The organism is Niveibacterium sp. 24ML, assembly GCF_026586805.1.
In the GTDB taxonomy this organism is placed as follows: Bacteria; Pseudomonadota; Gammaproteobacteria; order Burkholderiales; family Rhodocyclaceae; genus Niveibacterium.
Genome location: NZ_JAPFHA010000012.1, coordinates 99,412 through 124,967, shown reverse-complemented (window position 1 = coordinate 124,967; position 25,556 = coordinate 99,412). Strand labels below are relative to the sequence as shown.

The 25,556-nt window shown below is 60.7% G+C and carries 26 protein-coding genes; 6 read left to right on the top strand and 20 right to left on the bottom strand.

Annotated features, from left to right (window positions below):
- Positions 1–2 precede the first annotated feature (2 nt).
- From OPU71_RS12135 to OPU71_RS12085, 11 genes are all read right to left on the bottom strand, one after another.
- Positions 3–1,823 carry an asparagine synthetase B family protein gene (locus OPU71_RS12135; protein WP_267728241.1) on the bottom strand — a complete coding sequence of 607 codons (1,821 nt, stop codon included), beginning with the start codon at positions 1,821–1,823 and terminating at the stop codon, positions 3–5.
- Positions 1,820–3,061: a pyridoxal-dependent decarboxylase, exosortase A system-associated gene (locus OPU71_RS12130; RefSeq protein ID WP_267728240.1), complete on the bottom strand. Its 1,242-nt coding sequence runs from the start codon at positions 3,059–3,061 to the stop codon at positions 1,820–1,822. The genes OPU71_RS12135 and OPU71_RS12130 overlap by 4 nt, the downstream gene beginning before the upstream one ends.
- Positions 3,058–4,668 (bottom strand): acyl-CoA ligase (AMP-forming), exosortase A system-associated, encoded by a 1,611-nt coding sequence (locus OPU71_RS12125; RefSeq protein WP_267728239.1) that lies wholly within the window; start codon positions 4,666–4,668, stop codon positions 3,058–3,060. Before OPU71_RS12125 ends, OPU71_RS12130 begins: the two co-directional genes overlap by 4 nt.
- Before the next feature lie 305 nt (positions 4,669–4,973).
- The gene (locus OPU71_RS12120) at positions 4,974–6,053 is read right to left on the bottom strand and encodes a glycosyltransferase family 2 protein (RefSeq protein ID WP_267728238.1); all 1,080 of its coding nucleotides are present in this window, start codon (positions 6,051–6,053) and stop codon (positions 4,974–4,976) included.
- Positions 6,054–6,102: 49 nt separating this feature from the next.
- Positions 6,103–7,197, bottom strand: coding sequence for a hypothetical protein (locus tag OPU71_RS12115; protein WP_267728237.1), 1,095 nt, complete (start codon positions 7,195–7,197; stop codon positions 6,103–6,105).
- The gene (locus OPU71_RS12110; protein WP_267728236.1) at positions 7,194–8,390 is read right to left on the bottom strand and encodes a glycosyltransferase; all 1,197 of its coding nucleotides are present in this window, start codon (positions 8,388–8,390) and stop codon (positions 7,194–7,196) included. Before OPU71_RS12110 ends, OPU71_RS12115 begins: the two co-directional genes overlap by 4 nt.
- Positions 8,329–9,771: an oligosaccharide flippase family protein gene (locus OPU71_RS12105; RefSeq protein WP_267728235.1), complete on the bottom strand. Its 1,443-nt coding sequence runs from the start codon at positions 9,769–9,771 to the stop codon at positions 8,329–8,331. Before OPU71_RS12105 ends, OPU71_RS12110 begins: the two co-directional genes overlap by 62 nt.
- Positions 9,771–11,030 carry a 3-deoxy-D-manno-octulosonic acid transferase gene (locus OPU71_RS12100; protein WP_267728234.1) on the bottom strand — a complete coding sequence of 420 codons (1,260 nt, stop codon included), beginning with the start codon at positions 11,028–11,030 and terminating at the stop codon, positions 9,771–9,773. The genes OPU71_RS12105 and OPU71_RS12100 overlap by 1 nt, the downstream gene beginning before the upstream one ends.
- Positions 11,014–12,108 carry a GNAT family N-acetyltransferase gene (locus OPU71_RS12095; RefSeq protein ID WP_267728233.1) on the bottom strand — a complete coding sequence of 365 codons (1,095 nt, stop codon included), beginning with the start codon at positions 12,106–12,108 and terminating at the stop codon, positions 11,014–11,016. Before OPU71_RS12095 ends, OPU71_RS12100 begins: the two co-directional genes overlap by 17 nt.
- A gap of 81 nt (positions 12,109–12,189) precedes the next feature.
- Positions 12,190–13,386 carry a glycosyltransferase gene (locus OPU71_RS12090; protein ID WP_267728232.1) on the bottom strand — a complete coding sequence of 399 codons (1,197 nt, stop codon included), beginning with the start codon at positions 13,384–13,386 and terminating at the stop codon, positions 12,190–12,192.
- Positions 13,387–13,403: 17 nt separating this feature from the next.
- Positions 13,404–14,507 carry a DegT/DnrJ/EryC1/StrS family aminotransferase gene (locus OPU71_RS12085; protein ID WP_324256059.1) on the bottom strand — a complete coding sequence of 368 codons (1,104 nt, stop codon included), beginning with the start codon at positions 14,505–14,507 and terminating at the stop codon, positions 13,404–13,406.
- Here OPU71_RS12085 and OPU71_RS21235 point away from each other — a divergent pair.
- The 6 genes from OPU71_RS21235 to OPU71_RS12055 are packed head-to-tail and all read left to right on the top strand — an operon-like array spanning position 14,428 to position 19,300.
- Positions 14,428–14,976, top strand: coding sequence for an acyl carrier protein (locus tag OPU71_RS21235; protein WP_324256060.1), 549 nt, complete (start codon positions 14,428–14,430; stop codon positions 14,974–14,976). The genes OPU71_RS12085 and OPU71_RS21235 overlap by 80 nt on opposite strands.
- Positions 14,977–14,981: 5 nt before the next feature.
- Positions 14,982–15,815, top strand: coding sequence for a hydrolase 2, exosortase A system-associated (locus OPU71_RS12075; RefSeq protein WP_267728229.1), 834 nt, complete (start codon positions 14,982–14,984; stop codon positions 15,813–15,815).
- Positions 15,812–16,663, top strand: coding sequence for a hydrolase 1, exosortase A system-associated (locus OPU71_RS12070; RefSeq protein WP_267728228.1), 852 nt, complete (start codon positions 15,812–15,814; stop codon positions 16,661–16,663). Before OPU71_RS12075 ends, OPU71_RS12070 begins: the two co-directional genes overlap by 4 nt.
- 48 nt (positions 16,664–16,711) lie before the next feature.
- Positions 16,712–17,452 carry an SGNH/GDSL hydrolase family protein gene (locus OPU71_RS12065; protein WP_267728227.1) on the top strand — a complete coding sequence of 247 codons (741 nt, stop codon included), beginning with the start codon at positions 16,712–16,714 and terminating at the stop codon, positions 17,450–17,452.
- Positions 17,439–18,521, top strand: coding sequence for an acyltransferase family protein (locus OPU71_RS12060; protein ID WP_267728226.1), 1,083 nt, complete (start codon positions 17,439–17,441; stop codon positions 18,519–18,521). The genes OPU71_RS12065 and OPU71_RS12060 overlap by 14 nt, the downstream gene beginning before the upstream one ends.
- Positions 18,521–19,300 (top strand): hypothetical protein, encoded by a 780-nt coding sequence (locus OPU71_RS12055; RefSeq protein ID WP_267728225.1) that lies wholly within the window; start codon positions 18,521–18,523, stop codon positions 19,298–19,300. The genes OPU71_RS12060 and OPU71_RS12055 overlap by 1 nt, the downstream gene beginning before the upstream one ends.
- Before the next feature lie 74 nt (positions 19,301–19,374).
- On the opposite strand, the gene argB is transcribed toward OPU71_RS12055, so the two are convergent.
- From argB to OPU71_RS12010, 9 genes are all read right to left on the bottom strand, one after another.
- Positions 19,375–20,265, bottom strand: a complete 891-nt coding sequence (gene argB / locus OPU71_RS12050; protein ID WP_267728224.1) for an acetylglutamate kinase — start codon at positions 20,263–20,265, stop codon at positions 19,375–19,377.
- 98 nt (positions 20,266–20,363) lie between these two features.
- Positions 20,364–20,777, bottom strand: coding sequence for an Hsp20/alpha crystallin family protein (locus OPU71_RS12045; protein WP_267728223.1), 414 nt, complete (start codon positions 20,775–20,777; stop codon positions 20,364–20,366).
- Positions 20,778–20,951: 174 nt separating this feature from the next.
- On the bottom strand, positions 20,952–21,731 hold the full coding sequence (locus OPU71_RS12040; RefSeq protein WP_267728222.1) for a DNA-binding domain-containing protein: 780 nt from the start codon (positions 21,729–21,731) through the stop codon (positions 20,952–20,954).
- Positions 21,728–22,564 (bottom strand): DUF692 domain-containing protein, encoded by an 837-nt coding sequence (locus OPU71_RS12035; RefSeq protein WP_267728221.1) that lies wholly within the window; start codon positions 22,562–22,564, stop codon positions 21,728–21,730. Before OPU71_RS12035 ends, OPU71_RS12040 begins: the two co-directional genes overlap by 4 nt.
- Positions 22,565–22,640: 76 nt before the next feature.
- Positions 22,641–22,901, bottom strand: coding sequence for a hypothetical protein (locus tag OPU71_RS12030; protein ID WP_267728220.1), 261 nt, complete (start codon positions 22,899–22,901; stop codon positions 22,641–22,643).
- A gap of 101 nt (positions 22,902–23,002) precedes the next feature.
- Complete coding sequence (locus OPU71_RS12025) at positions 23,003–23,530, bottom strand: DoxX family protein (RefSeq protein ID WP_267728219.1); 528 nt, start codon at positions 23,528–23,530, stop codon at positions 23,003–23,005.
- Positions 23,530–24,303, bottom strand: a complete 774-nt coding sequence (locus tag OPU71_RS12020) for a DNA-binding domain-containing protein (RefSeq protein WP_267728218.1) — start codon at positions 24,301–24,303, stop codon at positions 23,530–23,532. Before OPU71_RS12020 ends, OPU71_RS12025 begins: the two co-directional genes overlap by 1 nt.
- Positions 24,300–25,187 carry a DUF692 domain-containing protein gene (locus OPU71_RS12015; protein WP_267728217.1) on the bottom strand — a complete coding sequence of 296 codons (888 nt, stop codon included), beginning with the start codon at positions 25,185–25,187 and terminating at the stop codon, positions 24,300–24,302. The genes OPU71_RS12020 and OPU71_RS12015 overlap by 4 nt, the downstream gene beginning before the upstream one ends.
- 5 nt (positions 25,188–25,192) lie before the next feature.
- Positions 25,193–25,498 carry a DUF2282 domain-containing protein gene (locus tag OPU71_RS12010; protein WP_267728216.1) on the bottom strand — a complete coding sequence of 102 codons (306 nt, stop codon included), beginning with the start codon at positions 25,496–25,498 and terminating at the stop codon, positions 25,193–25,195.
- Between the last annotated feature and the right edge of the window lie 58 nt (positions 25,499–25,556).

The following is a 25,556-nucleotide window of genomic DNA, read 5'->3' as shown; positions in this document are numbered from 1 at the left end:
GCCTAGAACCTCGTCTCCGGCGCGTTGGCGCGAAGCCACTGCTCCAGCATCATGCTGATCCACACCATTTCACCGTAGTAGCCCGGGTGGGCTGGCAAGTGGCTTGCAAAGAGCGCGCGAACGAAGTCCTCGCGAAGGATGCCGCGTGCGACCAGACCGTGCACCGAGTCCTCCGATAGCGCCTTGAGCGCGGGATCCGTCAGCGCCCAATGGCCAAAGGGCAAACCGAAGCCGTGCTTCTTTTTCTCAAGGATTTCGCGTGGCAGGAAGTCCTTCAAGGCTTCCTTGAAGAACCAGCGCAGCTTGAAGCCCCTGAGCTTCAGATTGTCCGGCAGGGTGAGCGAGAGGTCGATCAGTTCTTCGCTCAGCAAAGGGAAGCCGACATCCAGCCCCGCCAGCGCGGTCGTCCCGATGACCTTGGGCAAGTCGTTGTCGGCAAGCGTGAAGCGCCAGTCGAAGCCCAGCTCCCGATCGAGCACCGTGTCGGCGCGCACCCCGTCCCAGACCTGGCGACGCAAGCGCAGCGGCGCTTCGGCATCAACGTGTGCCGAGAACGCGCTGGTCAGCACCGACTCTCGCCCGAGCCGTTGCAGCAGGTTGTACTGTTCGGTGCGTGCCAATGGCGACATGCACGCCTGCTCCACATAACTGCTTGCCTTGCGCAGACCGGGCAGCTTGCGCGCCCATGCGGCGGCAGTCAGCGGCTCGATCAGCGTGCTGCGTAGCGCGCCGGGCACCGCGTGGTAGAGCTCGAACACCTTTTGCTTGGCATAGCGCGAGTTGCCGCCAAAGAGTTCGTCGCCGCCATCGCCCGCAAGCAAACGATCGAAACCGTCCGATCGCGCAAGCAGCCCCAGGCAATAGGCGGGCAATGCGGAGGAGTTGCCGAAGGGCTGGTCATAGTGCGCGGCCACTGCCGGAACATTGCGCACGAGATCCTGGGCCGTCACATAGTGCTCGCGGTGGTCGACGCCAAAGGCTTTCGCGGCAATGCGCGCGTAGGACATCTCGTCATAGCCATCGGTGTCAAAGCCGATCGAGTACCCGCGGGGCGAGTCGCCGCCGACATCGCGCAGCATCCCGATCACTGTCGAGCTGTCGGTGCCGCCGGAAAGAAACGCGGCGACGCGGCCACCCTGGCCGACTTCGCGTGACACCGCGCGACGGATCGCGCCGCGGAACTGCGCTTTGAGCCCCTCAAGGTCATCCGTTGCGTGCTGGGCGAAGCGCGGTTGCCACCACGCCTGATCTGAGATGCCACTGCGCCCACAGGCCAGCAGATGCCCGGGTTCGAGCCGGTTCACCGTGGCAAAGATGGTGCGCGGCGCCGGAATCATGTGGAAGTACAGGAAATCGTAGATTGCCTGGGGATCGACACGGCGTTCGGCGACAGGCACCAGGTCGGCGCGCGAGGCGACCGAAAGCGCGCCGGCATCCGCCGACCAGCACAGGGCGCGGGTCGAGAAGCGATCGGTCATGCACGCGATTCGCCCTGCATCAAGATCAATCCACAGCAGCGCGAAGCGACCGCCCAGTTGGTTGCCAAGGGCGGCCGGGTCGGTCTTCAGGTGCTCTGTCAGCGCTGCCGGTCCGTGCGCGTTGAGCGCGGCGTCCAGTGCGGCGTCGCGTCCGTAAGGAAACCCGATCAGGACGACGAGTAGCCGGGGCTTGCAGGCAATCCGCACGTCCGGGCCATCCGCAAGCAATCGGATTCCGGCGCGCTCAAGCTCGATCCGGCCGCTTGTGACTTCGTCAAAATTCTGCGACGGATCAAGCTGGGCCGGTTCGAAGCGGCAGACAAGCCGGTTCTCGCGCGCGCTCATACCAAAACCTCAAGCGGTTGCGGGTGTGAAAGGAAATCGCGCGGGCTGGCGCTCATGCCATACGCGCCGGACTGGAACACGACGAGCAGGTCGCCCTCTTTTGCCGTGGGCAGTTCCATCTTGTCGGCGAGCAGATCGAGCGGGGTGCAGAGCGGCCCCACTGCGGAGACGGTCTCGTGCTCCATCGAATCCATGCGGTTGCCGATCGCAACCGGGTAGTTCTTGCGGATCACTTGGCCGAAGTTGCCGGAAGCTGCGAGGTGGTGATGCATGCCGCCGTCGGTCACCAGAAAGGTGTGCCCGCGAGAGACTTTGCGGTCGACGACCTTGCAGACATAGATGCCGGCTTCACCCACGAGGTAACGCCCCAGTTCGATCACGAGCGCCGATCCCGGCGCACGCGTGCTTGCTTCGGCCTGAAGCTGTGCGAGGTTGGCGCCGACCGGCGCCAGGTCGAGCCGGTTCTCGCCGGGGAAATACGGAATTCCGAAGCCGCCGCCGAGGTTGAAGGTTTTCACCGGTGATGGCGCGGCATCGGCGAGCCGGATGCACAGATCGAAACTCTTGCGCTGCGCTTCCACAATGGCTTCGGCGCGCAGATTCTGCGAGCCCGCGTAGAGATGGAATCCTTCGAAGGCCAGCCCGAGTTCTCCAATTTCGGCGAGCAGGGCGGGCACCAATTCAGCGTCGACGCCAAATTGCTTGGGGCCGCCGCCCATCTTCATGCCGGAGCTCTTGAGTTCGAAATCCGGGTTGATCCGCACGGCCACCCGCGCAGACCAGCCGGTGCGGTCGGAGATGTCGGCCAACAAACGGACTTCACGCGCCGATTCCACGTTCAGCAGCACGCCTGCCGCCACGGCCTGTTCAAGCTCCGCTTCGCTCTTGCCTGGGCCTGCGAGGCTGATTTCGGCGGGCGCCATGCCGCTGTCGAGCGCGACCCGCAACTCGCGCCCCGATGCGACATCGAGCCCGTCCACTTGCCCGGCCATGAAGCCGACGAGCGCCGGCATCGGGTTGGCCTTCATTGCGTAGTGAAGTTGCACGCCAGGTGGCAGTGCCGCGCGCAGCTCTGCCACGCGGCCCGTCAGCGCACGGCGGCAATAGGCATAGAAGGGCGTCTGGCCAACGCGGGCTGCCAATCTTGAAAGGGGCATGCCGCCGATTGCCAGTTCGCCGTCTACGACGGAGAACTGGTTCATCGCGGCATGGCGGGGCGCGGCGCGGGTTTCGCTCATTTTGCGGCTTCGGTGAAAAGGGTGGTGAACTCGGCAGAGAGTGTCTTGCGGTCGATCTTGCCGTTCGGGTTGCGTGGCAGCGCGCCATCACGCAGATCAATATGTGCGGGCACCTGCCAGGCGGGCAAACGGGCCTTGCAGGCCGCGAGCAGCGCATTGCGGTCGATCGGCGCATCGCCCGGTGGCGTCGCAACGAGGACGATCGCTTGCCCCAGACTGGGGTGCTCCACCCCGAATGCCGCGCATTCGGCGACGAGTTGCGTGCCGTAGATCGCTTCTTCCACCTCGGTCGGGCTGACGCGATAGCCCGAAGTCTTGATCATTTCATCGCGGCGCCCGATGAAGTAGAGGAAGCCCTCTTCGTCCATCTTCACCGTATCCCCCGAGTAGACGGCGATCTCGGGAATCACGATGCCGGCTTCGCGTCCCGCTACACCAGCCGGCAAGGGCTTGAAGCGCTCGGCGGTCTTCTCGACATCATTCCAGTAGCCCATTGCCACGAGCGCGCCGCGTTGAACCAGCTCGCCCGGTTCATTGGGCGCACAGGGAGACCCGTCTTCGCGCAGCACCATCACCTCTGAATTCGGGATCGACTTCCCGATCGAATCAGGCCGGCGATCCACCTCTTCGGGCGGCAGGTAGGTTGCGCGGAAAGCCTCAGTGAGGCCGTACATCAAGAAGGGTTTCGCGGCTGGGACGCGGCTGCGCAGCGCCTTGAGCGTTTCGAGTGGCATTCGCCCGCCGGTGTTGGCGAAGTAACGCAGATGACTACGGATCGACTCGGGCCAGTCAAGTTGCGTGAGCTGAATCCACAGCGGCGGCACGGCGGTCAGGCCGGTGACCTTCTCGCGCTCAAGCGCCTTGATCACGTCGCGCGGCATCAGGTAGTTCAGCAGCACGACGCGGGCGCCAACATGAAACCCAGTCGTCAGCTGTGAAAACCCGGCATCAAAGGACAGCGGCAGGGCGGCCAGCAAGGTGTCGTCGGCAGTGTTCTTCAGATAGCTGGCAACGCTCTTGGCACCGGCGACCATGTTCCGGTGTGACAGCACGACGCCTTTCGGCCGCCCGGTGCTGCCGGAGGTGTACAGGATTGCTGCCATGTCTGAGTCGGTGATGCGATGCCCGGTGCGTATCGGCACGCTGGCGAGTGCCGACCAGCCGTGCTCGGCGTAACGATTCGCACCCTCTTCGGTCTCCCCGCTGTCAGTCAGAACCACGTGTTTGAGGTCCGGGCACATTTCCAGGCTATTGCGTAGCAGTGCATGGCGCTCAGGCGAGGTGACCAAGAGTCGGACATTGCAGTCTCGCAGGATGTAGGCGACCTGCTCGGCCTTGAGCAGCGGATTGATCGGCACGAATACGCAGCCCGCCGCGGCAGCGCCAAACGCACTGACGACAAACTCTGAGCGCTTGTCGAGATAGATCGCAACGCGTGAGCCTCTATCGAGACGAACTTCCATGCAGGCGGCAGCAAAGTTCAATACGGCCTCGTGCAGCGCTGCGTAGTCGTGGCTGCCACTCGTGGCACTCAAAGCCACACTCAATGGCGTGTTCTCGGCGCTGTTTGCGATCAGCTCATGGAGAAGATGGGACGTAGCGGTCATATGAGTCACCGATTGAGATTGGCGCCAGCAATTAACAAACTAGGCTTGGACGCCCTAGCTGCTTGCATTGAATTCAACTGTCGTTTCCTTACCCAGAATATCTACGGAGCCCCAGCGAAGCCTTTTGGGCTCTATTGAGAATATGTGTCGTACATCCATTTGCTATTTGCCCCGCGTTCGTTCTAATCGTATTCAGATGAAGTCTGAGGCATCAAAAATGGCTCTTCAGCTAATTGAGTTCTTATGAACTCGGTGTAGCCGCGACACCGACAGCGCATCAGGCCGCTGTCGCGGGTGCTGGGTAACTACAGTGGCCGGGAGCCCTCCCGCTTGAAGGCTCTTGGTAGCAATGGATTGAGTGCTTGGCCAAGCCGGAACTTGTACCGAAGTGGCAGCGAACGCGCGAGCCACTTTAGGTGGTCGGATCGGGAGACCCTGCAGCGTGGATGCCGCGCCAAAAAGACCTCATATTCGCCGCGAATAACCCGCCCCTCCGTACTTGACTTCCGGGCGTGACGAACATACTCCCAAACCTCGTTCGCCCGGTGATGCCGCTCAATCAGGACCCGTGCCAAAGAACCCAAAGTCGTCCATAGTTCCCGCAGGTGTGCATAGACCTCTTTTTCGAGGTAAGCATCTATCAGGATCAAACCTTCAAGGCCGACAGACCTGAATGAGTGGGCAGTCCGGTTCACCGCGGACGTTGCTGAAGAATGAACCCGGAAGGTCGTCAGCGCTTGTGGCACAAATGCAATGCCGTAGTGGCTGGCTGCGCGCGACCAGAACTCGAGGTCGCAAAGCTGAATACACTCACTGTCGAACAGGCCAAGTTGTTGAAAGACGTCGCGGTGGATCAGCGTACTGGTGGGCTCGCCAACGTAGTTGTTATTGATCCGTCGGAGAATCCTCTGCGCGTAGGCTTCTGGTGAAGCGCCTCGATTGGGGCCCAAAAACGCGTTGATGACACTGCGGTTGCGGGCGTAGATCGCTCGCAGGGAATCGTCGGTCGAAGCCTCAAACAGAAACTCTCGGTCGCAGGCGACGAATAGCGCAGATTGACGCTCCGCTTCGTCCAGCATGAGCTGAACGCATTCAGCTTGCAGCAGATCGTCTTGGAAGAGAAACTTGATCCACGCTCCAGTCGCCAATTCGATACACCGGTTCCAATTGCCAACGAGTCCGAGATTGCGCTTGTTTTGAACGAACCGCACTCGCTTGTCGCGCGCGGCAAACCGTTTCGCTACATCGACAGTTTCGTCTTTGGAGCAGTCGTCGACAATCAGAATTTCCAGATCACGGTAGCTTTGGTTCAAGGCACTCTGAATACTCGCTTCCAGATAGCGTGCTCCGTTATAGGTCGGTATACAGATGCTGACGAGCGTCACGGTCCTTCCTCTCTTGCTCGGAATCTATCTGGTCGGGCCTTCGACCCACTCATGAGCGGGCTTGCGGCTCTAGGGCTTTGATGAGTGTCTGTCCGGCAACGTATGCGCCGCGATTTTCTGCCCCCAATCGGGCATTTCTGAGCGCCGTCTGCCGAGTGGTCGGGTGGTCGATCCAGTGCTGAAGTGCATCGTACCAACCCGTGGGCGTAATCAACTGCTCCGTATTGTGCTTCCCCAATGCTGTCCGGTACGGTTCTACGTCCGAACATAGCGACGCGATACCGCAACTGGTGTACTCAATCAATTTCGTCGCTGTCTTGCAGCGGTTGAATTCGTCATCGATCAGCGGACTCAGGCCGATATCCCAGCCTAGTTCATAGAGTGCCTGAAGGTATGCGGGGTAGTCGCGGGTGTAACCGATGCTGCTGACCCGCGGTCCCCATCGCTGTTGGAGAGCGTCCGGCATCGGTATGCCGAAGGTCTGGAAGCGCAAATTGGATCGCTCCTCCAGCAATCTTTCGATTGCCGGCAGAACGAGTTGCATGTCGCGTGCGTGCGAACTCGACCCGGCATAGCCGATCGTGATCTGGCCCCATTGCGTCAGCTTCCGCTTTGCCCTGCTCGCGCGGGCTTTCAGCGATGCTTGCCCGCTTGGTTGGGATTGATAGCAAACGCCTGTTAGCGTACGCACGATCTTGCCGGGAATACGGCGCTCAATCAACGTGCTGAGATGGCGTGACGAGCACAGCACGACGTCGACCTGATTCAAGATCGCCTCTAGCTGTTCTCCGTATTGCACACCATAGCGCGAGCGATACGGCTCCCCCAAGTCGTCAGGCAAGCCAAATAGCCAATCGTCCAAATGAAAGTAGGTGGGTATTGAGTGGCTCTGGTAGAACGAAATGATCGTTTCAGCACCCGGGGTGACAAAACGGCTGAATACTGCCGCAATGACGCCGTGATCCTTTATCTCGCGCCTCAGTTCTTCGATCATTAGATCGTTGCTGATTGCATTGACCTCGCCGGCGGATCTCGCCAGTAATTGGGGTTGGTCATGGCCGAAAACAAAGGGTGCAACGAAGTTGATGTAGTGGGTCGCATTGTAGTGCTCGGTAAATAATGCGATTGCCGATTTGCGCGTCATTGCCGCTCCCGTGCGGATGGGCTGGCATGGTTCAATGCGGCTACCCACGCATCTGCAATACGATCAATATCGAACTTTGCCAACGCAAGAGCTTTGCCGTCGGCTTTGTGCCGATTTCTCAAACCAGGATTGGCGAGGTATTTGCGCAAGCCTCCGTGCCAGTCATCAAGCGCGCAAACATTCGCAAAATCGCGATAGCTTGGGATCGCGTCTGCTACGACGTTCAGGCCGTGATAAAGCGATAGCGTCAAGCGATTCGCACTCTTGCAACGCGTGAATTCGTTAAGCGCAATCGGGATGAGTGATATCGCGTGAAGGCGTAGCATTGCGAGAAAGTTGACGCGATCCCACTCGATGTAGTGAGTCGAGAAAGGCAAATCTGAAAAGTGTGATTCGAATTTGCTGCGGTTGTTGCTGATCACTGTTAAGGAAACCGGGTGTTCCTGGCTCATCGCACTCAGGATGGGCACGACACGCTTGAGATCCAGCATGCCGCCCTCTGAGAACGAGTTGCCGTGTCCGCCAAACCAGACCAGTGGCGAGATACCCTGCGAACGCTCGATGGTGATTTGGGCGCGGTGTCTGATGTAGCGAAACCAGCTCAATTTGCGGCCCGGACTCGCGATTGAACGAAGCAGGCTGTCACTTGTATATCGGATGCGGGTTTCGATTGGATCTCCGATGACCAGTGGCGTGCGCGTAAGGCCACACTCCGCCTGCATCACACTGGCGAGTTCGTCCGAGCAGGTGATTACTGTGTTCGCTTGGTTGGCGAGTCTTCGCAGGCGGTTGCAGGCGTCACGCCAGTTCTGGTCGGGTGATCCTGAAAACTGGTTGTCGCAGTTGTCGAGGATGATGCGTGTTCCATTTGCCTTGAGCCTTTCGGCCAAGGCCAACGCGCGCTCAGCGGCCACCTCGCTTGTGACTGTCGGAAAAAGTGTCCATGCGTCAAAAGTGACTGCATCGTAAAGTTCGGCGTTTTTTTCATCAAACAGCGCCGCATTGATACCGCGACGCTGCAGGGCTGCTATCGGATAGGTGCAGCGATACCGTAAGCCGGCTCGACGTTCGTTTACCTCGGGGACATACCAGGCTGCGCGCATCGTTTTCGTATCAGGTTTGCCGAACAATTCAGGAAAAGCGGACGCGATTCCGCCAGAATATCCGTACCTCTGCGGCCAGCGGATGATCAAGGGCGAAGATGCCAAGAGTGAGCGCAAAGATCGATGCGGCGGCGGCGGCCAGCAAGGCTGCCAATGCGCTAACGACGGTGCCGTTGTAGACGAGCAACACCGGTGCCGTCAGCAAACCAGTCAGAACCGCAATCAGCACGTTGGTGCGGCATGCCGAAAAAAGCTGACCGATGCGCATGCCGAAATTGCGATGGAGCGCACCATGGATCATGGCGATGCGCACCAGACTCCCGGCGACGCCGGTTGCTGCCACTGCGACCAGACTGTGCGATGCCGCGAAATAGAGCGCGCCAAGAAACACTATGCCGCCGATGACTTGAATCTTCAGAATGTCTTTGACATGTCCGTGTGCCGTGAGCAGCGGCGGGCCAAGGAAGTAGGGGGCGGCCATGATGCCGCCAATCGCTCCAATCCTCAGAAGCGGCACTGCTTCCAGCCAAGCCTTGCCGAACAAGGCCAGGACGAGGGGTTCGGCTAATAGCGCAAGCAGCAGGAAGAATACGAACGGGAAGATTGCCAGGGTGCGGATCGCCTTGATGTAGCTTTCTACCGAGTCGCCATTGGCGTGGCGGGTTTGAGCAAACGCGGGTGTCGCCACGCGACTAATTCCTGAGACGAAGAAATCCTGGAATGTGTCGAGCAGCGATGTGGCTTTGCTGTTGATACCGACGGCATGAAAGCCTAGGCCCTGGGCAATGAACATATCGGGTGCTCGACGGCAGAGTTGATCAAGAAAACGGCCCAGGGTCACCGTGCCGCCGAAGATCCCGATTTCACGCAGACCGCTGAAGCGCGGCAGCATGAATGTCTCCGCTGGCCTCACTATGGCGAGCACCAGGACCGTAGTCACGGAACTAAAGACCGATGACCAGGCGAGGCTTAGGTAGCTATGTCCTTGAAATGCAAGAAGAATTGCTGCCGCTGCTCCGATCAGCGTACTGCTTGTCTGTACGTAGAATATTTCTTTGAATGCCAGCTCTTTTGTGAGAACGGCAAAGGTTGTTGTGCCGATCGGTAGTAAAACGAAATTCAGCGCGAGAATATGAACGACCGTGCGGACACCGGCTTCATGGTAGTAATCAGCGATATAGCCGGCCGATGCGAACAAGGCGGCTGCAATTGCCCATGCAATAGCAAGCGAAACACCCAAGACCGAGCGCAGCCGTTCTCTCGACATGTCTTTCTCTTGGACGACGTACTCGCCAATGCCAAAATCCCGCAATAGTTGGGCGATAGAGACGATCGCAGCGGCGAGGGAAAACACACCGGTTTCCGACGGAGAAAGCAGGCGAGCGAGAACGATTGAGGTCGCCAGTTGAATGACAAAAGCGACGTAGCGCTGCGCCAAGGACAGAAACGCAGCCCGTCTAATCGATGTCATCAGGCTCTACTTCCAAACGCAGATTCGATGGCACGAAGACAACGCTCTGTTGCCCCTTGGGCGGAGATGAGGCCTGCGCCCGATTGGGTGTCACCGGCGCTCAGTGACTGCAACCAAGTCGTATGCAGATCGGTCGCCGTGTCGCACACAGCAACGAGTTGATGTTCGATGCAAAGCTGAAGAACCGGGAAGCTGGGGTAGGTCTTGCTCCAGTCGCCCAAGACCGTAATCGGCTTGCTGAATGCCAAAGGCTCCAGGATGTTGTGGTCTCGCCCGACATGCGCGACGCTTGCGTGTGCATAAAAATCGCGCAGTTCGCCGATGGTATCGAGTATGAGAACCTTGGTTTGTTGGGCGACCGGCTGATCACCCGAGTCTCTGTGGCTACGATAGCTGAGCGCACGCGCTTGCAATGAAGCGGCAATGCTGCGCATTACTTCTTGGTTCTCCGGGTGACGCGGAGCGAGAACCAGGAGCGCGTCGGGGCGCCGAGTCTGGATCTCAAGAAACGCGTCCAGGACAAGCTCACGTTCGTCGTCGCTGGTAACGCATCCAGCCACAACGACGGTGCGCCTGCACTTTTCGATGGAAGCTAGCGCGACCGGGCTCTGTACTTGTCGTCCGGGCGGGTTGCTCGGGTGCAGAGCGTCAAATTTGATATTTCCGGTGACATGCACAGAGTTGGGAATGGCGCCCGCGGCAACCAATTGGTGTGCGATGTCGTCAGTTTGGACGCACAGGACGTCAAATAGCCGAAGGTAGCTCGAAGTTAGCAACGCGCGCTCGATCTTGTCGATGCGACAGGAGGGCGCGTACCCGTATAGCCAGCCGTTGACGACGGCCAGTTTTGCACCGCAGGTGTGCGCGTGCCACAGGTAGCCAAAGGGCAGCCGACAGGGCGCGTCCGCCGGTAAACACGGAATTTCGGCGACAACAAAAAGCCGCGGAGGTCGCGCGGCAGCCAGCACTGCGGCGGTTGCGTTATCGACGCCGATTTCGACGACATCCGCTTCCGGGTACTGAGCAAGGTATGCATGGCGGTAGATCTTGCGATCAGTCAGCAGAACCAAGTGCAGAGCAGGAAGCCGCGCAGTCAAATGGTGAATGAGTGGCCCGATTGCGTTGAGCTCGCCGACTGTTGAGACAAATATCCACAGTGCCGGCTTCACGTCCGGCAACTGAGCGGGCGCTTGCTTCTCGCCCTTGGCCGTGAGGCGTTCGAGCAGCTGAAACAACTGCCACTTAACGTGCGTCAGCATTGGTGCTGAGTGGGACTTCATGGTTAGGCACACTGGTGCTGGTCGTGGTTTGACGCGAGCGAGAGATGCCGGCGAGAAGCTGTTTTGCGTGGACCAAGGCGCTCCAGCGCCATCTGGTTGTGTGATAAAGCGTTCTTTGCGATTCCGTCCAGCGGGTATGCCATTCCATGACGCGCCCGTAGAACTCTATCCGACGTATTGTCCCCCGTTCGAATACCGAACGGAATGCATCATGGTGCAGCAGCGTCGCCGGAGATACAGCCTTTTGCGCGGCATCGAAGGCGGTCTTCAGGACGACGAGTGTGTCGGGCGAGCGGATGCTCAGATCCATCGCGACGACGGCATCACCGAAGCGATAGCGCCAGATTTCGCCGCGACCCTGTTCGCAGAACGCCTCAAGCATGTCGCGGTAGAAGTCGCCCTGTGGGGTGCCGAGGGTGACGGCAGTGCCCGCTTCAGCTTTCCAGCCAGTGGCTTCAAGACGACCATACTCCCGGATGGCCGCCTCTACACTTCCGCGATCAGTGAGGATGTCGAGCGTCAGCACCGTGCCGTCCTCTTCCAGTTTGGTGCGCTGCTTACGTACATTGGTCCGCAGATTCTTGCCGCGGCGGGACCAGTAAGCATCGAAGGGTTCGGCGATGTCGACCCACGCGGTGTCGATATACGGGATCGAGTTCAGCTGGCGCGAGTCTTCTGGCTGCGGCGTGAAGATCGGATCCAGCTGGGTCGCCCCGAGTGTCAGCGCAAAGCCGGGCAGGCGTTGGATCAACCCGCCCAACAGCGTTTCGAGGCTGACCGACTGTTGCTGGATCCACGGGCCGAGCGGCAACTGTGAAGGCTGAAACGTCTCCCAGCGTGCCCAAGCGGTGGGGGCAAGCAAGGCCGCGGCAATCAGAACACCCTTGTCCCTGGCAAGACAAAGCTGTTCCTTGCCTGAGCCGAAATGCTTCAGCAGCGGGAGCAGAAATCGCGTCTCAAGGAAAGGCATGGCTCCGATATCCGCACATAGTGTGTCCCACTCCTGTGCTGCGGCTTCGAGCGCCGAGCCCGGACGGATTTCCCATGTGATTGTCATCGTTCTGCCTGCCTGATTTGAAGACCGCGCATGTTAGGCGGCGCAAGCCCCGATGCCCAGGAACTATTGCCGATTCAAGCGTTAGAGGGCGTCGAGTAGTGCTGCCAGAGCCCCAGTTCGGGCGACATAGTCTTCATTGGCAGCCGGAGAAACTTCGGGCAAAGGCCGTGTGAGCAAGTTGATCAGTGCGCCCTCAATCGCCCTTGCGTCGTCAAGCGGTGCGCAGGGGCCCAGTCCGAGTCGTTGGGATTCTTTCCAGGTTTCTCCCGATGGATCAGAGAGGGTCAGCACTGGCCGCCCGGTGTGCGCGTATTCGTAGAGTTTTGCGGGAATCTGCAGGTTGCAGTTGCCAGCCTGCAGGATCAGCAGCACTGACGCATCAAGCATCTCGGCCACCGCTTCACGAAACGGGATCGCCGGTGCGACCGATACGACCGCACCCACCCCCGCCGCTGCAATTTCGGCGCTGAGCCAGGCTTCATCCCCCGGCGCCCTGAACACGATACGCAGCTGCCTGGCTAGCTCTGGCTTCTTCGCGAGTAGCGCACCAACGGCCCCCAGCAGCGCCCTTGGATCACGTTCCCACGGATAGACGATGCCGCTGTGCAGCAGCGTGAGGGGGGCCTTGTCGTCGCGAGGCAGGGCGCGCCTCGCAGGTATTGGCGTGGCCTCGGGATCGTGGGCGTTTTTAATCACATGGATGCGCGATGCCGCATCCGGGTAGCGCGCAGCATAGTACGCGGCGCATCCCTCGGTGACGGTGACGATGGCTGTGGCGCTGGAGAAAACCCGCCGTTCGACCTTGGCGTAGGCATCCCACATTGCCTGCTCTCGCGGATAGCCATCGTGGGCCATCGGATCGCGCAGGTCGGCGACCCAGGGTAGGCCTGTGAGGCGTGACAGCGTTGCTGCAATGCGGTGCGCGCTCGCGATCGGAAAGGTGCTCCAGATCACGTCCGGCTTGTGTTTCCGGATTGCAAGCAAGCCGTGGATGACCGCCGGTAGCCACCAGCTGCGCCATCGATCCGGGCGAGCAAGCGCACCCAGGTAGTGCCCGCGCAGTGAAAGATGGCGCTTGGCATCGAAGGCCCAGGCGCGATAGACCGGCGTCGTCGGCGGGATGTCACCGAGCAAGGCAGGGCTGGTGTGTTCGTAGGACCAGTTTGATGCCGTCAGGACGATTGGCTCCCAGCCATGCGCCGGGAGCCGTTGCGCGAAGCGCAGCGTTCGCTGGATACCGCTGCTGCCCGAGTGCGGCGGAAAATGAAACGCGATCATCAATACGCCGCGCCGCTTCATCCCTGTTTGCCGTCGATGATTGATTCAAGTGTATCGGCGATCCAGCTCAGATCAGACGAGGTCAGATCCTGGTGACAGCCGATCTGGAACACGTGGTGTGACCAGGTGCCGCCCACATCCCCAGGCAGGCTTGGTGTGCCGGGCCAGCGATCGTCCCAGCGAAAAACCGGAACGCCGCTCAGGCGGATCTTCTGATAAACGCGTTCGGGATCGTCCACCCACAGCGGAAAAACGTAAGGCGCGGCGTTGTCACCGGCATTGGTGCACAGTGGCCGGGCACCTTGCAGGCGCGCAAGGCGCTCGGCAAGCCAGTTGAAACGGGATTGTCGCCTTGCAACGATGCGGCCCGCGCCTCCCAGCTTTACCAAGCGCCAAGCGGATGAGGCAATGCGTCGGAATGGCAGGGCGTCGGCAGCGAAGTCGAACTTCGCCTGCTTAACTGAAGCATCAAGATCCGGAGTCGGAGGCGGTGGGGCCTGGGTCCGCAAGGCTTGCCCGCGCAATTTGTACTTGGCGCGGTAAAGCGGCCCCAGGATCAGGTTCAGGCCCCTTATCCGCTGGTGAATGACCCCAAGCTCGATGGCATCTGCGATGACCTTGATGCTGTCCGAAAAGCCACGAGCACCGAGTTTAAGTAGGGCTGGGTGAGGCCGGTTCTGAATCAGGCAGCCACCCTCCGTCACCGGGAAAAACTTGGTCAGGCTGGCGATCGCGAAGTCGCCCCAAGCGCCAATTGTTCGCCCTTCGATTCGTCCGAAGAACGCATGGGCGCAGTCTTCAATTAATGCGGCGCCATAGCGATCACAGAGTGTGCGGATCGCTCGCATCGGGCGCGGCAGGCCGAAGTAGTGCGGCACGATGACGGCAATCGCGCCGTGCTTGAGTTGCGCCTCCAGGGTGCTCAGTTGTGGGCTGCCCGCTTCGTCGATCGGATAGAAAACCGGCTCTCCGCCCAGCGCCACAATGGGGGCAACCATTGTCGGGCAGTGATAGGTCGGCACCAGAACGCGGTCGCCATGCTTGCAGCCCAAGGTGCGAAGCGCCAGGGCGATTGCCGCTCGCCCGCTGGTGGTCGGCGTGACCGAAGCAGCATTCGTCACGGCCGGCAAGGAGCAGGAACGTCGATCAAAAAAATACGGCCAGGAAAGCACCGGTAGCCGGGGCACCGGCACTGAGCTGAGGGGGGTGGGCATTGTGGCGGCGTCGCTTGGCAGTTTGTCACGAGGGACAGTCCCCCTCGTCCCTATAATACGGGCCTCTCTGTGCGGGTTGCCGTTAAGTCCTTGGCGCCTGCGTCACTTCGATTTATTGGGGAATGCTTTGGATACTCGCAAGGAACTGGCCGCGATTCTCGATGAACTGCTGAGTCTGGGTGGTCGTGCCGCGAACTTTACCGACACAACCGCCCTGTTGGGCGCTCTGCCTGAACTCGATTCGATGGCGGTTGTCGGCGTGATCGGTGCTATCGAAGAGCGTTTCGGGCTGGTGTTTGACGACGACGAAATCGACGGTGCGGCGTTTGCAAGCTTCGGCAGCCTTGCCTCGTTGGTCGACGCGAAGCTCGCCTGATCACAGTGTCCGTCACCTGTACTCCGGAGTTTGTCAGCGCAGCCGGAGGTGATCGTTTCGTCATGCGCTTCTCGCCCGCAACAGGAGCCCCGCGGGGGCGGCTTGTGTTGCTGCAACCCTTCGCCGAAGAGGCCAACAAATCGCGTCGCATGCTGGCGGAAATAGCCCGTGCTGCGGCGGAAGCCGGTTGGCTGGTGGCGCTTGGTGACTACTTGGGTACCGGAGACAGCGCCGGGGATTTTTCCGAGGCAAGCTGGCAGGCGTGGGTGGACGAAGTTGCCTTGTTCGCCGCCACTGCAGATGAGCCCTCGCTACCACTGGTTGTGTGTGGGCTTCGGCTGGGCGCATTGCTCGCTGCGGACGCCGTGCGTGCCGGCTTGGTGGCAGATGCGGTGGTTGCGATCAATCCGGTGACATCCGGAAAACAGGCCCTGACGCAGTTCTTGCGCTTGGGCGCGGCGGCAGAGTTGGGCCAGGACGCGACTGCCAGGATCGATACCCGCGAGTTGCGCGAACGCTTGGCGCGCGGGGAGACGGTTGAAATCGCTGGCTATGGTTTATCGCCCGCCTTGGCGCAAGGGATGGACGCGGCGGAATTCGAACTGGGTGCGGGTGTCGCCGGCATTGGCTGGATCGAAGTTGGGTCCGCAGAGGGGGCCTTTTCGCCGGTGGCTGAGCGTGCGCTCGGACGGCTGCGCGAACATCCGGGCAGACAAGTGGAGTCGGTAATGCTTCGTGGGCCGGCATTCTGGCAAACACAGGAAATCGAGGCCGTGCCCGCTTTGCCGGGAATTTGCCTCGAAATGATTGAAAAACTGACCGGGCTCGCGCGCGCATGAAGGAACAGACATTCCTGATCGACTGCCGCGGCGACGCGATGCCGGCGATCCTGTCGCTTCCTGACGGGCGCCCGGCGAGCGTTGGTGTTGTCGTAGTGGTTGGCGGTCCGCAGACCCGCGTGGGTTCCCATCGGCAGTTCGTGCTGCTGGCTCGCGCATTGGCAAAGGCCGGGTTCGCGTGTTTGCGCTTTGATTACCGCGGAATGGGTGATGCGGCAGGTACCCAAAGGGACTTTGAGGGGGTATCGGACGACATTGCCGCGGCGATCGCGGATTTCAAAGGACGGGTGCCAAGCGTAGAACGGGTGGTGCTCTGGGGGCTTTGCGATGGTGCAACGGCAGCTAGTTTTTTCGCTGAGTCGTGTTCAGATGTCTGTGGTTTGGTGCTGCTCAATCCGTGGGTCAGAACCCAATCCGGTGAGGCCGCAGCCTTGGTCAAGAGTTACTACGGCGGTCGGCTTTTTTCCGCAGACTTTTGGGGCAAGCTTATTTCCGGCCGGGTCGATATTCGCACTCGCTTGTCCGACTTTGCCAGAAACCTTCGAGCGGCCCGTTGTGCTCGCCCCGGAGATCCGATTGATATGTCAAACGCGCAATTGCCGGAGCGCGTCGGCGCAAGTCTGCTGAGATTTCATGGTCCTGTGCTGTTGGGGCTTTCCGGAAACGATCTCACCGCCGCGGAATTCGAGCTTGCGGCCCGCGACGGAAAGCTCGCCGAGGGCTTGGCCGCCTGTCGGGTAACTTGGCTCAAGCTTAGCGATGCGAATCACACGTTCTCGTCGCGCAAGTGGCGTACGGCGGTCGAAGAGTCGACCGTGGCATGGCTGAATTCAGATATTGCAGGCTAAGGTGCGACGTGCGGTAAGGGCCGCGTGGCGTGCGAGGATTCAGCGAACGTGAAAATTCTCTTGAAACCCCCTGTGTTTGTCGCCGCGACTGCCTGCGGAATGGCACTGTCGCTCATGTTGGGATTCTATTTGGGCGTTCTCAAAAGCACGAGCGTCAATACGCAAGAGATATTCGAGGCCGCGATGCTGGGACACCTGAGACGTCTGGATGGTGCGAGCGGATCGAGGCGTGTCGTTTTTATCGGCACAAGCACCTTTCAGGGATTCGATCATTCGCTCGTCGTTCCCGACGGGTTGAGCTTAAGCGTTGGTGGCGAACGATTGGCGAGCCTAATTGCGCGCGCGAAATCGTATCGATCGCTGAAATCGGCTTCGGCCATCGTCATCAATGCCGGTTTCAACGACATCGTGTTGAATTGCAGAACGCCGAGCGCCGACAATCTGCGAGCTTTGGTAGCGCTAGATCAAGGCGCCGCACCGCTTTTGCTCGTTGGTGTTCAGATTCCTTCGCGCAAGAAAAGTGAGTCGTTGTGCGACGGCCGCGTCAGGGCTCTCGTTCAACACATGAACCTGGAGCTTGTGTCTGTGTGTAAGGAGCGTCCGTCGTGCAAGTTCGTGCCGCACCCCACTGCGTTGCAGATGTCTGAAGGTGAGCGTGAGACTTTGCTCGAAGATGACGGCATTCATTTGTCTGCCAAAGGATATTCGAGGCTTGCCGAAGCATTAAGGGGAGCGCTCGAAGGCAGCCTGGAACAGAGAAAAGAACGAGAATGCAATGAATCAGCGTAGCCAGCGTGAGTGGTCCCTGGATGCTGCTAGAGCCACCTTGTTGGTGCTGGGAATTGTGTTGCACACAGGCAACATCTACGCGGTGGGTTCCGGCTGGTTGGTTAAGGATTCCGAGTCAAATGCGGCGTTCAACTGGTTGGTGGCCTTCATTCATATATTTCGGGTTCCAGGATTCTTCTGGCTGTCCGGTTTTTTTTGTGGGCTAACGTATGCCAAGGTGGGTTTCGTACGGACCCTCAAGGACCGATATTTGAGACTTGGCGTGCCACTGCTGTTTACCTGGGTGGTCATCAATCGAGTTCAGGAGTTTGTTATGGCGGGCGGTGACTGGACGGCACTTACGCCTTGGGGACAGCTCACCCCGCTATATCATTTGTGGTTTCTCGTCGATCTCGCCGTGATGCTCCCATCTATCGGGCTTGTCAAAGTGGCGTTTGATGGCATGCTATTCAGCGCTGTTTTTCGTTACCTTGGAGCTGTGCATTGGTTCTTTCTGATGCTGTTCCTGACAGTTTTTTCAATGGGAATATCGCTGCTTGTCAGAGTTAGTGGATTAGGATATTTCGACCTGATGGGGTTGACGACGCTATTCCGTTTGGCTAACGGTTTGCCATATTTCATCGCCGGATTTTTGATGTTCAACCTCCCGTCGTTGCGGCAGAAATATTACTCAGTGCCAATCCCAGCAATAATATTTGCTGCAATCCTAGGGCCGATGCTGGAGGTTTTGTTACCAAGACTTAATGGCATGGAGGGAGAGTTGAAAAATTCTGCAAATATCTTGATCGTCTGGGTCTTGATTGCCGCGGTATTGCGGCTCTGCCAAGTATTGTTCAGGAATGGCAGTCGAAGCCTCGGGCTTGTCGTGGCGGCGAGCTACTCGATCTATTTGCTTCACCATGTGTGTGTGATTGCCTTGGGCTTGGCGGTCATGCACCTTGGCTTGCCAGCCTGGATCAAGTTCCTGTTTGTCTGCACGTTTACGTTTTCGCTAACGGTGCTTGCGCATCATTTTCTGATAGCGCGTATCGGTGCACTTCGTTTTCTGCTGAATGGGCGGATGAAATAATGACGAGAGTCGCATTATCAGTAAGCGCGTTTCGTGCGGTGGTCCGATGGGCTGCCGTCTTTGCGCTATTTGGCGCCGTGGTTCTGCCAGCGCGTGCACAAGAGGAGAGGTTCCTGTGCGGCGGGCTGTCGAACAACTTCGGCCCGTTCGATTACCGGGTCGAGAATGCAGGTAGCCGCACTGCGCTTGGCCTACCGATCCGTATGGTGGAAGGGGCCCACTTTACGCCTGAAGTCGAGACGCTGAAGCGCGGAAAGACCGGCGTCAACCCGGGTGCAGACATCGACTACACGTTGCGTGCCTTTCCAAATCATCACCGCGCGCTGCTTGCGATGATGAATTTGTCGTTCAAGGAGAAGACGAGCAAGCCACGGGGCTCCCGCTACACCATTGATTGCTGGTTTGAGCGGGGAGCGCGCTTTAGACCCGATGATGCGGTGGTGAAGATGCTCTGGGGGATTTACACGCTGAAGGTAGGGAGACGGGATGAGGCGATCAAATTGCTGCAGGAGGCCGAGAAGGCTGCAACGGAGGATCCTAATCTTTACTACAACCTGGGTTTGGCCTTTTTTGACCTGAAGCGTTACGACGATTCCCTGAAGTACGCGCATATGGCCTATGCACTCAATTACCCCTTGCCGGGCTTGCGTGAAAAGCTCAAGCGGGCGGGCATCTGGAAGGACTTGCCGCCGAAAACGAAGGCTGCCGAGCCTGCCAGCGCGCAATCGGCGCCGGTGCTCGATGGCGCGAATCAGAGCGAGGCCGTCAAAGCGCAGTGAAAATGACTGTCAGCGCATCACAGCAGAAAATAAGGCCGCACCTGATGCGGCCTTTTTTGTTCCGGCAAAGGTGATCAGTGGCTCTTGATCATCGTCCCGACGCCGTGGTCGGTGAGGATTTCGAGCAGTAGGCAGTGTTCGACTCGGCCGTCGATGATATGCACCGAGCGCACGCCGTTGCGCGCGGCTTCCAGCGCGGAGTGGATCTTCGGCAGCATGCCGCCCGAGAGGGTGCCGTCGGCGACCATCTCGTCGATCTCTCGCGGGGTGATGCCGGTGAGCAGATTGCCGTCCTTGTCGAGCACGCCGGGGGTGTTGGTCAGCAGCACCAGCTTTTCTGCCTTGAGGATCTCGGCCAGCTTGCCGGCTACAACGTCAGCGTTGATGTTGTAGGTTTCGCCTTCTTCGCCGACACCGATCGGGGCGATTACCGGGATGAAGTCGCCCTGGTCGAGGAAGCTGATCAGGCTGGGGTCGATCGAGGTGATCTCGCCGACCAGGCCGATGTCGATCATCTCTTCGGGCTTGTCCTTGTTCGGCATCAGCAGCTTGCGGGCGCGGATGAAGTTGCCGTCCTGCCCGGTCAGGCCCACGGCCTTGCCGCCGTGGCGGTTGATCAGGTTGACGATTTCCTTGTTCACATGGCCGCCGAGCACCATTTCCACCACGTCCATGGTTTCTTCGTCGGTGACGCGCATGCCCTGGATGAACTGGCCCTGCTTGCCGATGCGCTTGAGCAGATCATCGATTTGCGGTCCGCCACCGTGCACCACCACCGGATTCATGCCAACCAGTTTGAGCAGCACTACATCGCGTGCGAAGCAGTCTTTGAGCATCGGATCGGTCATGGCGTTGCCGCCGTACTTGATGACGATGGTCCTGTCGAAGAAGCGTTTGATGTAAGGCAGTGCCTCGGCGAGAACGCTGGCCTTCAGGGCGGGGGCGAGTGATTCGAGATCGGACATGGCGGTTCCAGAGGGGAGGCTTCAAAACCCCGCGAGTTTAGCGCAAACGAAAACGGCGGAAGGCTTTCGCGTTCCGCCGTTCAACGCTGCTCACCAAGTCAGTTGATCGTGAGCCTGCGAGATTGTGTGGTGGCTTTCTTTGGCAGCGTCAGTTCAAGCACGCCGTCGGTGAAACGCGCGGTGGCGCGCGCGTCATCCACTTCACTTGCAAGCTGGAAGCTGCGGCTGACCTTGCCAAAGTAACGTTCGGTACGCAGCAGCTTTTCGCCCTCTTTCACTTCTTTTTCTTCCTTGCGTTCAGCGGTGATCGAGACGATCGGACCGTCGACATGGACATGGATATCGTCCTTTTTCATGCCCGGCAGTTCGGCATGAACGGTGTAGTTTTCCGCCGATTCCTTGACGTCGAGCTTGATGCTTGGCGCGTCGGCATCCTGGGCGAAATCAACCGGGCGTACGAGGAAGCCACGGAAGAAATCGTCAAGCGGATCGCGTTTGATCAGATTGGCCATGATGTCCTCCATAGGGTTCGCGGAGTCATCGGGCCGGGCAGTGGCCCGCTCTCCTGATTCAAATCTAGGGCTTTCCCGCCGCGTTTCAAGCGGATTCGTAGGCAGATTTGCCTTCGCGCAAAGGGGGTAAGCCCTTGTGCCACAAGGCTTGCAGCGGTGTGCTGGTGGTGCTGCTTAGAAGGCGGGAGCGGCGCTGAAGATGCCGTCCTGGATGAACTGTTGCAGGGCGCCAGCGACGACTTCGCTGCTTTTGCCTGCATCGGGCAAGTGGGCGGCGCAGGCCTCGCATGCGGCGGCGAAGGGCTCGCCTGCAATCAGCGCCGTCAGGAAAGCGGCGGAGGGCGAGTCGAGTGTGCGAAAACGGGTTTCAAGGCCGTTACGCCAGATGAGCAGCGCGTGCGGGCTGGCTTCGGGCGCTGCGGTGTCGCCCTCCGGATCCTGCTCGATCGCATGCCAGAGTGGCTCCACCGCCCAGCCCATCTGCAAGAGTGAAACCGAGGCGTGCGCGCGCAGGCGCAGCGCGGGCCAGTCTTCCGGCGCGAGGGTCGCAAGCGCGGCTGGCATGAGCGGGAGTTCGTTGGCGGCATCGAAGGCCGCCCGCAATGCCCACTCCATGCGGATCAGGTCGGCAATCGCGGGATGCGGCAGGTGCTCAGGCTTGGCGCTCACGTACTCATGCAGCTGCGCGCCAAACCAGCGGATCGACGCCTGCCGTGAAGGGTAGGTTGCGAGGTAGCCACTTGCCAGCGTGTCGAAGGCTTCGTCGCCCAGCACTGCCCACAGCACCGGGTAGTTGTCGCGCAGTGCGCTGATCAGGCGGGCGCGATAGGCATGGGCGTAGATCGCGAAGCGCTGCGCGGTGTCGCCGGCGCCCCCGGTGATCAGCGCAGCAGGGCAATCCCCCGTCATCAGCGCGTCGCGCAGGCCGCGTTGCAGGTCGCCCAGCGCGCTCATGCTGCATCCCGCACGTTTGCATGCCGCGCTGCGATGGCGCGCGCGCGATCGAGCTCCGCCAGCAGTTGATCAAGCGGCGGGATGTGAGCGTCGCGCTCGATCATCGTGGGCACCGTGCCGAGGGCCTGCAAGGTGTAGTCGTAGAGCGCCCATACCGGGTCGCAGACCGGGTGGTCATGGGTGTCGATCAGGTAGCTGCCGTGGTTTTCGTGGCCGGCAAGGTGGATTTGCCTCACGCGCGTGCGCGGCATTGCACTGATGTAACGGTGGGGGTCAAACCCATGGTTCACGCTGCTGACGTAGACGTTGTTCACGTCCAGCAGGAGCAGGCAGTCTGCCCGCTTTGCCACCTCGGCCACGAATTCCCATTCGGGGATCTCGTCCTGCGCGTAGCCGATGTAGCTTGAAACGTTTTCCAGCAGGATCTGCCGCCCGAGCGCTTCCTGAACCTGTTGGATGCGGTCGCACAGGTGGCGCAGGGCCGCCTCGGTGTAGGGCATTGGCAGCAGGTCATGCAGGTTCTGGTGATCAACGCCCGTCCAGCACAGGTGGTCAGAGATCCAGGCCGGCTGAACCCGGTCCGCCAGCGCCTTGAGCGCTTCAAGGTAAGTGCGGTCGAGCGGATCGGTCGAGCCGATTGATAGCGATACGCCGTGCATCACCATCGGGTAATCGCGCCGGATGCGGTCCAGGTAATGCAGGGGCTTGCCGCCCGGCACCATGTAGTTTTCGGAGATGACTTCGAGCCAATCCACCGCGGGCCGCGTCTCGACGAAGTCGCCGTAGTGCTCGACCCGCAGGCCGAGTCCGAATCCTGCAAGGGGCTGATTCACGCAATGCTCCGGGCCAAGGGGGGTGGAAGGGGGCGGAAGGGAGGCGGGGCCGGTTGTCGCAACCGGCCCCTGCCGATTACGACTTGGCGACCTTGCCGCCGGCCTTGGTGCATTCCTCGGCCGTCTTGGTCTTCGTCCAGCCCATGCCCTTGCAGCCGTTCTGGCCCTTGCATTCATTCTTGGCGGTCTTGCATTCCGACGAGCCCTTGCAGCTGTTTCCGCCCACGCATTTGACGCCGCCGTCTTCAGCGGCGACCGCCGTCAGAGGGGCGGCGCCCAGTGCAAACAGCGCAGCGGCGGCGGTGGCGATGGCAAGACCGGATTTGATGTTCTGCATTTTGAAAACCTCTCTGTGCTTGGTGGATGTGTCGTCAGGCAAGCTCGCCTGGCAACTGCACGGGCTGTGCATGGGAGTAGACGGGGCTGCGCGATCAATCCTTACATTGCGCCGGCGGTTTTTTCGTTGCCGCCTGCGCGCTTGGCGATCAGGTAATCGAGCGACAAACAGCCGCCTCCTCGTGCAAGCAGGAAGAGCAGCACTGCCGCCCATACCCCATGCGTGGGGTAGGCGCCGGGGTAGACGAAGAGCTGGATCACCAGCGTCATGCCCAGCAAGGCTGCAGCCGCAAAGCGGGTGCCAAGCCCGAGCAGCAGCAGGATCGGAAACAGATGCTCGCTCAGCGCCGCGGCGGTGGCGGCGACGCCGGGGTCGAGCAAGGGCAGGCGGTATTCCTCGGCAAACAGCGCCACGGCCGATTCAGAGAGCTTCGGCATGCCCAGTTGCAGCGTGCCGTCGACCAGATCCAGCGCGAAGCCCTCGATCTTGGTCTGGCCGGACTTCCAGAAGATCGCCGCCGTTGAAAAGCGGCCCAGCACGGCGATTGCCGAGTCCGGGATGCGGCTGGCGATGTGGTTGAAGGCCTTGATGGCGTGGATCAGCGCATGGCTGAGTACAAGGGTATTCATCAGTGGGGCTCCGGGCTGGGGGGTGCGCCGCAGCAGCATTGGCTGCGGATCAGGGTGGCAAGTGCGGCGGCCGGCTCAAAACCCGGTGCGTGCCCGGATGCGGCCTGCAGGGCATCGCCGAGCGTGGCACCGCGCGCCAGCGCGTGAATCAGCGCCGCCACGCCGGGATCGATCAGCGTGACTTCAACCGTGTCCGCTCGCCGTAGCACCAGCACCTGCTGCGGGCCTTCGGTGTTGAAGCCTTGCGGCGGCTCTGCCTGCTGGTGTGCGTGCCAGATGTCGAAGCAGGCGTAATCCGAGTCGAGGATCTGCAGTGAGGGGTGCATGCGCAGGCGCCGCTCGGGCAAGGTCTCCGGCGTCTGCAGCCAGGCCTGGAACTGCGCGGCCGTCAGCGGCAGCGCATCGGCCGCGTGCCAGGCACGGGTGCGCATCCACTCAAGGCGCGCGATGTCGGCCAGATAGGGGTAGGGCCGCATCGGCGCGCTTGCCGCGACGAAGTCTGGTAGCGCCTCGCCGTACTCGAACAAGGCGGGGGATTCGGGCGGATGCGCTTCGATGTAGTGCCGCGCCAGTGCGTTGAAGCATGCGTCACCGACGAGTTGCTGCAGCACCGGAAAGCCATCGGCGAGCGCCGCAGTGAGCGACACGATCCGGTTGTTGCGATAGACGGCAAAGCGCTGGCCGAGGTCCGATCCGTTCCAGCTGCGCAGCCCGGCGGGCGGGGCCGCGGCGGGCTGGTGCAGCGCTGCGAAGAAGGCGTCGTGCGGGCTCATGCGGCTTGCCCGATCTGCCCGCTGTATTGCTCGAGGCAGGCCCTCACCTTGTCGGCCTCGTCGCACAGGGCGTCGAAGCCGGGCAGGTCGGCGTCCCATTCGATCAAGGTGGGCAAGGGCCCGAGTTGCGCGATCAGGCCACGGTAGAGCGCCCACACTTCGGCGGCCACGCGGCGGTCGTGGGTGTCGATCAGCAGCGGCGCGCCGGCGCTGTCGTGTTCGGTGGCAAAGCCGGCCAGGTGAATCTGCCTCACCGCGGCAAGCGGCAAGGCCTGCAAGTAGGCTTGCGTGTTGCGGCCATGATTGCTGCATGAAACATGGGCGTTGCTGACATCGAGCAGGAGCCCGCAGCCCGTGCGCTTGACGATCTCGCCAATGAAATCGACTTCGCTGTAGGTGCTTTGCGCGAACTCGACGTAAGTCGCAGGGTTCTCCAGCAGGATGCGCCGCCGCAAGCGCGTCTGCACCTGGTCGATGTGCTGGCACACGCGCTGCAGGCTGGCGGCGTCGTAGGGCAGGGGCAGCAGGTCGTTGAGGAACTGCCCGCCGTGACTTGACCAGGCCAGGTGCTCCGAAAACTCGTCTGGCGGGTGGCGCTCCAGCAGCGCAGCGATGCGCTCAAGATGGGTCGGGTCGAGCGGCGCTTCGCCACCGATCGACAACCCCACGCCATGGATCGACAGGCCGTGGTTGTCGCGCACCCATTCGAGCATGCGCTGGTTCGGGCCGCCGGTGCCCAGGTAGTTTTCGGCATGTACCTCGTAGAACGCCGCCGCGCCAGGGCGTGCGCGCGCGGCGGCGAAATACTGCGGCTTGAGCGGCAAGCCCGCGCCGGCGCGCAGGCCCCGCCCAGGCCGCGGGGCGGCCTCTGGCGCGTGAAGCATGGCGTTCAGGCCTTCTTGGCCTTGAAGGCCTTGAGCTGACCAAAGCCGGTGGCGGACGTGGGGCTTGCAGTCTTCTCACAGGTGCCCTTGGGCACGTACTTCCAGGCATCGGCCTGATAGTCGACCTTCGAGGTGCCGGCGCAACTGGTGCCCGGGCCTGCCGCACAGTCGTTCTTGCCCTTCATTGCCACGCCAAAGCATTTTTCCTTCTCGCTGCTATCGGCGGCTGCGACGGGCTGTGACAGAGCGATGCCCAGTGCGGTGGCGATGCAGAGGGCGGAGAGGGCTTGCGGTTTGGTCTTCGCGTTCATGTGAAAGCTCCAGGTCAGGGTGGTGTTGCCGGCAGCCGCGTCGAACGCGGTGCATCGG